Annotated in this window: 9 protein-coding genes and 3 pseudogenes; 8 read left to right on the top strand and 4 right to left on the bottom strand. The window is 59.2% G+C overall.

The features are described from left to right. A pseudogene (locus AC1DLB_RS21375) lies at positions 1-69 on the top strand (GNAT family N-acetyltransferase); the annotation flags it as partial. Between the two features lie 65 nt (positions 70-134). Here the strand turns inward: AC1DLB_RS21375 and AC1DLB_RS21370 are convergent. Both AC1DLB_RS21370 and AC1DLB_RS21365 read right to left on the bottom strand, forming a co-directional pair. Then, positions 135-1,211 carry a 3-deoxy-7-phosphoheptulonate synthase gene (locus AC1DLB_RS21370; protein WP_018929799.1) on the bottom strand — a complete coding sequence of 359 codons (1,077 nt, stop codon included), beginning with the start codon at positions 1,209-1,211 and terminating at the stop codon, positions 135-137. Between the two features lie 189 nt (positions 1,212-1,400). Next, entirely contained in the window at positions 1,401-1,844 is a 444-nt protein-coding gene (locus tag AC1DLB_RS21365; RefSeq protein WP_081625788.1) for a PilZ domain-containing protein, read from the bottom strand. On the opposite strand from AC1DLB_RS21365, the gene AC1DLB_RS21360 reads away from it, so the two are divergent. From AC1DLB_RS21360 to cysB, 5 genes and pseudogenes are all read left to right on the top strand, one after another. Further along, entirely contained in the window at positions 1,843-2,229 is a 387-nt protein-coding gene (locus AC1DLB_RS21360) for a thioredoxin family protein (protein WP_026286693.1), read from the top strand. The genes AC1DLB_RS21365 and AC1DLB_RS21360 overlap by 2 nt on opposite strands. Then, the gene (locus AC1DLB_RS21355; RefSeq protein ID WP_477785595.1) at positions 2,226-3,182 is read left to right on the top strand and encodes a putative 2-dehydropantoate 2-reductase; all 957 of its coding nucleotides are present in this window, start codon (positions 2,226-2,228) and stop codon (positions 3,180-3,182) included. The genes AC1DLB_RS21360 and AC1DLB_RS21355 overlap by 4 nt, the downstream gene beginning before the upstream one ends. Positions 3,183-3,205: 23 nt before the next feature. Then, positions 3,206-4,111, top strand: a complete 906-nt coding sequence (locus tag AC1DLB_RS21350) for a 5'-nucleotidase (RefSeq protein WP_018929795.1) — start codon at positions 3,206-3,208, stop codon at positions 4,109-4,111. A gap of 96 nt (positions 4,112-4,207) precedes the next feature. Beyond that, positions 4,208-4,606, top strand: a pseudogene (locus AC1DLB_RS21345) (universal stress protein); the annotation flags it as partial. Then, positions 4,596-5,528 (top strand): HTH-type transcriptional regulator CysB, encoded by a 933-nt coding sequence (cysB, locus tag AC1DLB_RS21340; RefSeq protein ID WP_477785594.1) that lies wholly within the window; start codon positions 4,596-4,598, stop codon positions 5,526-5,528. The pseudogene AC1DLB_RS21345 and the gene cysB, both read left to right, overlap by 11 nt. Before the next feature lie 13 nt (positions 5,529-5,541). On the opposite strand, the gene AC1DLB_RS21335 is transcribed toward cysB, so the two are convergent. Beyond that, a complete protein-coding gene (locus AC1DLB_RS21335; RefSeq protein ID WP_111455033.1) occupies positions 5,542-6,024 on the bottom strand; it encodes a GreA/GreB family elongation factor in 483 nt (160 codons plus the stop codon). A gap of 14 nt (positions 6,025-6,038) precedes the next feature. Next, entirely contained in the window at positions 6,039-6,437 is a 399-nt protein-coding gene (locus tag AC1DLB_RS21330; RefSeq protein ID WP_064616722.1) for a hypothetical protein, read from the bottom strand. A gap of 124 nt (positions 6,438-6,561) precedes the next feature. Here AC1DLB_RS21330 and earP point away from each other — a divergent pair, with 124 nt between their 5' ends. Together earP and AC1DLB_RS21320 are read left to right on the top strand one after the other, a co-directional pair. Beyond that, entirely contained in the window at positions 6,562-7,704 is a 1,143-nt protein-coding gene (gene earP / locus AC1DLB_RS21325; RefSeq protein ID WP_457327320.1) for an elongation factor P maturation arginine rhamnosyltransferase EarP, read from the top strand. Positions 7,705-7,752: 48 nt separating this feature from the next. Beyond that, positions 7,753-7,851, top strand: a pseudogene (locus AC1DLB_RS21320) (elongation factor P); the annotation flags it as partial.

Below are 7,851 nucleotides of genomic sequence, written 5' to 3'. Positions count from 1 at the left end.
GTGATTCCATCGTGCTCCTACGTGGAGCGCTACATGGAGCGTCATCAGCGGCATGCTGCCAAGCTGTGAGCAAAACCAACGCATAAAAAAACGCCAGGTTCAAACCTGGCGTTTTTTTATGCGCGAAACGGCGATCAGCTGCGATTGCGTTTAGGCAACACGTCCTTGAGCTTGGCATGCATGCTGCGCAAGGTGTTTTCAGTGGCAGTCCAATCGATACAGGCATCGGTGATCGACACGCCGTATTGCAGGTCGGCGAGGTCTTTCGGGATTGCCTGGCAGCCCCAGTTCAAGTGGCTCTCGACCATCAGACCGATGATTGACTGGTTGCCTTCGAGGATCTGGTTGGCGACGTTCTCCATCACCAGCGGTTGCAGGGCCGGATCCTTGTTGGAGTTGGCGTGGCTGCAATCGACCATGATGTTCGGCTTGATGTTGGCCTTTTTCAGTGCTTGCTCGCAGAGCGCGACGCTGACCGAATCGTAGTTCGGCTTGCCGTTGCCACCGCGCAGTACCACGTGACCATAGGCGTTGCCCTTGGTGGTAACGATCGATACGCCACCTTCCTGGTTGATGCCCAGGAAACGGTGCGGGCTGGAAACCGATTGCAGGGCGTTGATGGCCACCGTCAGGCCGCCATCGGTGCCGTTCTTGAAGCCGACGGCCGAAGACAGGCCGGAAGCCATTTCACGGTGCGTCTGGGATTCGGTGGTGCGTGCGCCGATCGCCGACCAGCTGATCAGGTCCTGCAAGTATTGCGGGGAGATCGGGTCGAGGGCTTCGGTTGCGGTCGGCAGGCCCATCTCGGCCAGGTCCAGCAGCAACTGACGACCGATGTGCAGGCCATCCTGAATCTTGAACGAGTCGTCCAGGTACGGATCGTTGATCAGGCCTTTCCAGCCAACGGTGGTGCGTGGCTTCTCGAAATACACGCGCATGACCAGATACAGGGTATCGGACACTTCGGCCGCGAGCACTTTCAGGCGCTCGGCGTATTCGTGGGCAGCCTTGATGTCATGGATCGAGCACGGCCCGATCACGACGAACAGGCGGTGGTCGGTGCCATCAAGAATGTTGCGAATGACTTCGCGGCCCTTGGTGACGGTGCGCAGGGCAGCGTCGCTCAGAGGGATATCACGCTTGAGCTGATCGGGAGTGATCAGGGTCTCGTTGGAGGCGACGTTTAGGTCGTTGATCGGTAAATCRGCCATCGTTTACTCGTCAGGTCACGGGTGCCGGCCGCCAGCGAACCCGCGCGGCGGAGCACAGCAAATTAAGCGCGTCGGGGAGCAGAACCTTAGCGCGTTACACCGTGGCTCGACAATGGGCAGACACCGGTTTAATGGGCATTCCCCATCAGTTTCCCCCATCGTGGCGGGGAAACTGATGGGGAATGCACCCTAACCGGCCATTGGCTGCGCAAATGCCTTGCTGACTGTATCGTGGGAGAACTCGTCGGCGTGCTGCTGGACCCATTCGAGGGCCAGGGTCTCATTGTTCTGCTGTTGGCTTTGGGGTTCATGCTGACGGCAGTAACGTTCGATCTGGCAGATCTGCTCACCCATCCGAGCGCAAAACAGCGTCTGTTCGTCGACGAAGGCGATCCCCACCAGATAGCCGCGTTTGCGTCGCAAACACCACGCCACATAACCCAGGAAACGCAAGTCCGGGTTCAGGGTCGGCATGCGTATTTCCAGCGCCGTACCGTGGCGCCACGCGCGGTGGTAATTGCAAGCCATGCCGCCGAGGCTGATAGTGTGCAGCTCTTGCCGCGAAATACACTCATGTTTGAGCAACGTTAATTCGACGGGCACATCGTCAGGATGAGGAAGATAACGTCTCATGAACACGGACTCCCTGTGTCGGCCACTTGACACTGTTTCTCCCAGTATAGTGGTCGAATCGGAACTGACCGATTTCGACGCCGACCAACGGTTGCTGGCAATGAGCGGCATTTCACTGGTGATTTTTACCAGCGTCGGCTGTGCCAGTTGCCGTTTTGCCCGCGAGCAGTTGCCCAGGCTCGAACTGGCGGTCGATCGGCTGTGCTGGATCGATGCCGGAAGCAATGGCGGGGTGGTTGAGCGTTATCGGGTCTTTCATTTGCCGGCACTGTTTGTGGTGCGCGACGGTGAGTATTTCGGGGCGCTACAGTCGCGCCTGACCCGCACAGCGCTCAACGAGGCTGTGGAGCAGGCGTTGAATCGACCAGCAGAGGAGCTGCCATGACAGGCACAGTGGCCAAGCCGACAATCGGCATTATCGGTACCGGCGCGATCGGTGGTTTCTACGGGCTGATGCTGGCGCGTGCCGGCTTCGATGTGCATTTTCTGTTGCGCAGCGAGTTTTCAGCGGTGGCCGAACGCGGCTTGCATCTTGACCATGCGTCGTTGGGCCCGCTGACCCTGAACCCGGTCCAGGCCTATTCGTCGGCTGCCGACATGCCGCCCTGTGACTGGCTGCTGGTGGGCGCCAAGACCACCAGCAACGCGGACCTGGCACCGGCCATTATTCAAGCCGCGGCACCTGATGCCAAAGTGCTGTTGCTGCAAAATGGCCTGGACGTCGAAGACCATCTGCGCGAGTTGCTCCCCGATTCGCTGCACCTGCTGGGCGGGCTTTGTCTGATCTGCGTCCATCGCGCCGGCCCCGGGGTCATCACCCATCAAGCGCTGGGGGCGGTGAATGTCGGCTACCACAGTGGCCCCGCCGCCGATGCACAGGTACGCATGAACATCGTCGAGGAGGGCGCCGGATTGTTCCGCACGGCCGGTATCGACGCCCAGGCCATGCCGAATCTGCAGCAGGCGCGCTGGCAGAAACTGGTCTGGAATATTCCCTACAACGGTCTGTCGGTGCTGCTCGGGGCCAGCACCACACCGTTGATGGCGGATGCCGACAGCCGCGCGCTGATTCAGGCCTTGATGGCCGAAGTGGTTCAGGGGGCCAAGGCTTGCGGTCATGACATGCCGCCGGGTTACGCCGATTATCTGTTCATGATGACCGAGAAAATGCCCGACTACTGGCCGAGCATGCATCACGATTTTCTGCACAAGCGGCCGCTGGAACTGGACGCCATCTACACTCGGCCACTGGCAGCGGCGAAGGCTGCGGGATGTGAGTTGCCGCGAATCGAGGCCTTGTATCGCAGCTTGAGTTTTATCGACYGACGTAACCACTGAGTCGGTCAAGAAGGGGGAAGGGCATGGCAAATGTCATAGACGACAAACTGGTGCTGGCGATTTCTTCGCGAGCGCTGTTCGACTTGAGCGARAGCCACAAGGTCTATCTGTCGAGCGGCGTCGAGGCTTATCGGCAGTACCAGATCGAACACGAAGACGAAATTCTCGAGCCCGGCGATGCATTCCCGTTGGTGGAAAAACTCCTGAACCTGAATACCCGTCTCGGCCGTGCCCGGGTCGAGGTGATCCTTGTGTCGCGTAACAGCGCCGACACCGGCCTGCGGGTTTTCAACTCGATTCATCACTATGGCCTGTCGATCTCGCGTGCGGCGTTCGTCGGCGGGCGCAGTCCTTATCCGTACCTCAAGGCTTTTGGTTGCGACCTGTTTCTCTCGACCCATGCCGAAGATGTGCGCAATGCGCTGGAGGCCGGATTCGCCGCAGCGACTATTCTATCGGGCGGTGCCAGTCGCGCCGCCAGCGATGAATTGCGCATTGCCTTCGACGGTGACGCGGTGCTGTTTTCCGACGAGTCGGAGCGGGTCTATCAGTCGGGAGGCCTGGCGGCGTTTCAGGCCAGCGAGCGTGAGGCGGCCCGCGAGCCTTTGCGTGGCGGGCCGTTCAAAGGTTTCCTCGCGGCGCTCAATCTGTTGCAGCGCGAGTTTCCCGATGATGCCTGTCCGATCCGTACCGCGCTGGTGACCGCGCGATCGGCGCCGGCCCATGAACGGGTGATCCGTACCTTGCGCGAATGGGACATTCGTCTGGACGAATCGCTGTTTCTTGGCGGCCTGACCAAATCAGCTTTTCTCGAAGCCTTTGCCGCCGACGTATTTTTCGACGATCAGGCAGGCCATTGCGAACTGGCCCGCGAAGTGGTCGCCACCGGGCACGTGCCCCATGGCATCAGTAACGAGCCGTCGGTTTAAAGCCCGGCGGTTCAATACGTTGCGCCGGGCGCCGCACTCGCCACGGCACTGCTAAGCTGAATCAATCTCCGCCATGTTGGCATTTGAGGAGGTCATATGATTCGTTCGATGCTGTATGCCACTGACTTGGGTCTGTACGCACCATTGGTGATGCAGCATGCCTTGGAACTGGCTCGAACATTCAATGCCGACTTGTATGTGGTGCACGCGGTAGAGCCCATGGGGCTGTTTGCCGAATCCGTGTTGCAACGCTATCTCGACGAGAAGGCCTTGAACGAATTTCACAGTCAAGGTCTGAACAATGTGATCGCCAATATTCAGCAACGGGTGCTCGACAACTTTCGCGAAGAGCTGGGGGATGAAGGAGAGCAGGATTTGCAGCGGATTCAGGCTGTGCGGGTGCTGCAGGGCGATCCGTCGCAGGTGATTCTCGACCAGGCGCAGAAACTCTCTGTCGATTTACTGATCGTAGGGAGTCACAGCCATGGTGCTGGACGTTTCTGCTACAGCCCAAAGCCTCTACACCTCGCAACCGGGCATCAGCAAACAGATTCGTCTGCTGGAAGACGAATTGGGGGTCGAGGTTTTCGCCCGCAGCGGCAAGCATCTGACCCGCGTTACCCCGGCTGGCGAGCGCATCATCACCACCGCCGGTGAGATCCTGCGCAAAGTTGAAAGCATCAAACAGATCGCCCAGGAATTCTCCAACGAGAAAAAAGGCACCCTGTCGATCGCCACCACCCACACCCAGGCGCGTTATGCATTGCCACCGGTGATCAGCAATTTCATCAAGCAATACCCGGATGTTGCCCTGCACATGCACCAGGGTTCGCCGATGCAGATCGCCGAGATGGCTGCGGACGGCACCGTCGATTTCGCCATCGCCACCGAAGCCCTGGAGCTGTTCGGTGATCTGGTGATGATGCCGTGCTATCGCTGGAACCGCTGCGTGGTCGTGCCTCAGGGCCACCCGCTGACCAAGCTGTCGAAGCTGACCCTCGAAGCCCTGGCCGAATACCCGATCGTGACGTACGTATTCGGTTTCACCGGCCGTTCGAAACTCGACGAAGCCTTCAGTCACCGTGGCCTGACACCGAAAGTGGTGTTCACCGCCGCTGACGCCGACGTGATCAAGACGTACGTTCGCCTGGGGCTGGGTGTGGGCATCGTGGCGAAAATGGCGGTCGATACCAAGCTCGATAGCGACCTGGTGGTGCTCGATGCCAGCGAGTTGTTCGAATCCAGTATTACCAAAATCGGTTTCCGTCGCGGCACTTTCCTGCGTGGCTTCATGTGCGACTTCATCGAGAAGTTCGCTCCGCACCTGACCCGCGAAGTGATGGCCAAKGCCATTCAGTGCCACAACAAACAGGAACTGGAAGAGCTGTTCGACGGCGTCGAACTGCCGGTCCATTAAGCGTCAACAGACGCTAGATCACCTCGGTGACAGCAAACTGTTGCCGAGCGCCCGCCACCAGAATCTCCACTTCATCCCCTTCGAACTTGCCCAGCAGGCTTTTACCCAGCGGCGAACGAGGGGTGATGACGGTAATCAGTTGCCCCACCAGATCAATCTTCAATCCGGCTGCGTCGGGGGCCAGGAACAGCCATTGTTCGCGACCCTTTTCGTCTTCCAGGCCGAGCAGGGCGCCGACCTCGATGCCGCGCCGCTCGTCATAAGGCCGCAGTGTCAGGTTCTGGCAAAGGGTCAATGACAGCCTGATTTCTTCCACTCGCCTGGCCTGCCCGGCCGCCAGATAAGACGCCTCCAGCCCCAGGGTGTCGTACTTGTTTTCGGCTATGTTTTCTTCGTGGGTCGCGGTTTCGTAAGCGGTTTGCGCGGCACGCTCGGCGATGTCGAGATCGATCCGCAGCTTGTCGATAATCAGTTGGTGGACGGTCGGCTTGTGCATAGAGAGCTTCATGATCAATCGCAGAATTGCAGGACGTTGGCGCGGCTTTTTTCGCTCGGCGCGGTCTGGTCCTGTTGCAGCCAGAACTGACATTTTGGATTGGCCAGATTGTGTTTGCTGCTTCTGGCCTGTTCCACCATTTGCTGCTGATCGTTTCTGCGCAGGTGTTCCTCGTACTGTTCGAACATCGGGTTTTGCGCAGCGGGTTGTTCAATCACCGGCGGCTTGGCCTGTTGCTCCACCGCCTGGGCCAAGGGTGCCAATTGCTCGTTGAACAACAGGCGCCAGGCGAGCCAGCAAGTCAGTGCGATCGCGATAAATCCCAGCCACAAACCGAGGGCGATGCTGCCGGTCAGTTGCAGCGCATTGAGCTGGATCGGCATGGAGCGGCGCGGGTGGGGACGGTAGGGCATGACTGCCTCCTGGCGGGTGGTCGCGGGCGAGTGGCGATTGTCGCACGAAGATTAATCGTCGTCGGCTCTTCTGCGCGGGGTAATTTATGCGGACAATCGGCGCTTTTGCCAACGGGAACCTGGAATGCCTGAAATGAAAACCCGCTGGGATATTTTTTGCACCGTGGTCGACAATTTCGGCGACATCGGTGTGACCTGGCGTCTGGCCCGCCAACTGGTGGCCGAACATTCAGTGACGGTGCGCTTGTGGGTCGATGACCTGCGGGCCTTCGAGCGGTTGTGTCCAGAAATCGACATCCACGCTACGCAGCAGTGGCAGCAGGGTGTCGAGGTGCGGCAGTGGTCAGCGCACTGGCAACCCACCGAAGCCGCGGATGTCGTTATCGCCGCGTTCGCCTGCCAGTTGCCGAGTGCTTATATGGAGGCCATGGCCGAGCGGGAAAAGCCGCCGCTGTGGATGAACCTCGATTATCTGAGCGCCGAAGACTGGGTCGTCGGTTGTCACGGCTTGCCGTCGGTGAAGTACAAGAACGTGCAGAAGTTCTTTTTCTTCCCGGGTTTTCGCAAGGGCACCGGTGGCTTGCTGCGCGAGAGGGGGGTGCTCGAACGACGTCGGCAGTTTCAGCAAAGTCCCGAGGCTCAGCGAGAGTTCCTGCAAGGCCTGGGGGTTGAACGCGCCCCGAATGCACAGCTGATCTCGCTGTTCGCCTACGAGAATAACGGGCTGGCCAGTTGGCTCGACGCCATGGCTGCCGACTCGACGCCCACTCATCTGTTGGTGCCCGAGGGGCGGATTCTCGGCGACGTCGAACGCTGGCTCGCAGTGGACGGGCTGACGGCCGGCGCGGTGCATGTGCGCGATGCCCTGACCGTGCAAGTGCTGCCGTTCGTCCGGCAGGATCAATATGACCTGCTGCTGTGGAGCTGCGATTTCAACGCCGTGCGCGGCGAAGATTCCTTTGTTCGCGCGCAATGGGCAGGCCGGCCAATGCTCTGGCACATCTATCGGCAGGACGAAGATATCCACCTGGACAAGCTCGACGCCTTCCTGACCCTGTACACCCAAGGCCTGTCCAAACCTGCTGGCGAGGCGATCAGCGGTCTATGGCGGGCATGGAATGCAGGTGAGACAATGGGCGAGTACTGGAAATCAACCCGCAAACATTGGCCGGAACTGGAAAAACATGCCGAGGCGTGGTGTCTGGAACAAGCCTTGCAGGCAGATCTTGCCGCAGCGCTGGTACAGTTTTACCTAAATTGGATATGATACGCGGCCTAGATTTTTGTAAATCCCATCCAAATTCGGATATTCGCAATGAAAACTGGTAAAGAACTGAAACCCGGTATGGTGATCCGTATCGACAACGATCCTTGGCTGGTTCAGAAAGCTGAATTCACCAAGTCGGGTCGTAAC

It is taken from the genome of Pseudomonas sp. 05N434 (assembly GCF_056396965.1).
This window is presented reverse-complemented; position numbering and strand designations above follow the sequence as displayed.

Coding starts and splice junctions, on each gene's coding strand:
- AC1DLB_RS21330 (WP_064616722.1), bottom strand. CDS start 6,437: ATGCCCTACCGTCCCCACCCGCGCCGCTCCATGCCGATCCAGCTCAAT.
- earP (WP_457327320.1), top strand. CDS start 6,562: ATGCCTGAAATGAAAACCCGCTGGGATATTTTTTGCACCGTGGTCGAC.
- AC1DLB_RS21365 (WP_081625788.1), bottom strand. CDS start 1,844: ATGAGACGTTATCTTCCTCATCCTGACGATGTGCCCGTCGAATTAACG.
- AC1DLB_RS21335 (WP_111455033.1), bottom strand. CDS start 6,024: ATGCACAAGCCGACCGTCCACCAACTGATTATCGACAAGCTGCGGATC.
- AC1DLB_RS21360 (WP_026286693.1), top strand. CDS start 1,843: ATGAACACGGACTCCCTGTGTCGGCCACTTGACACTGTTTCTCCCAGT.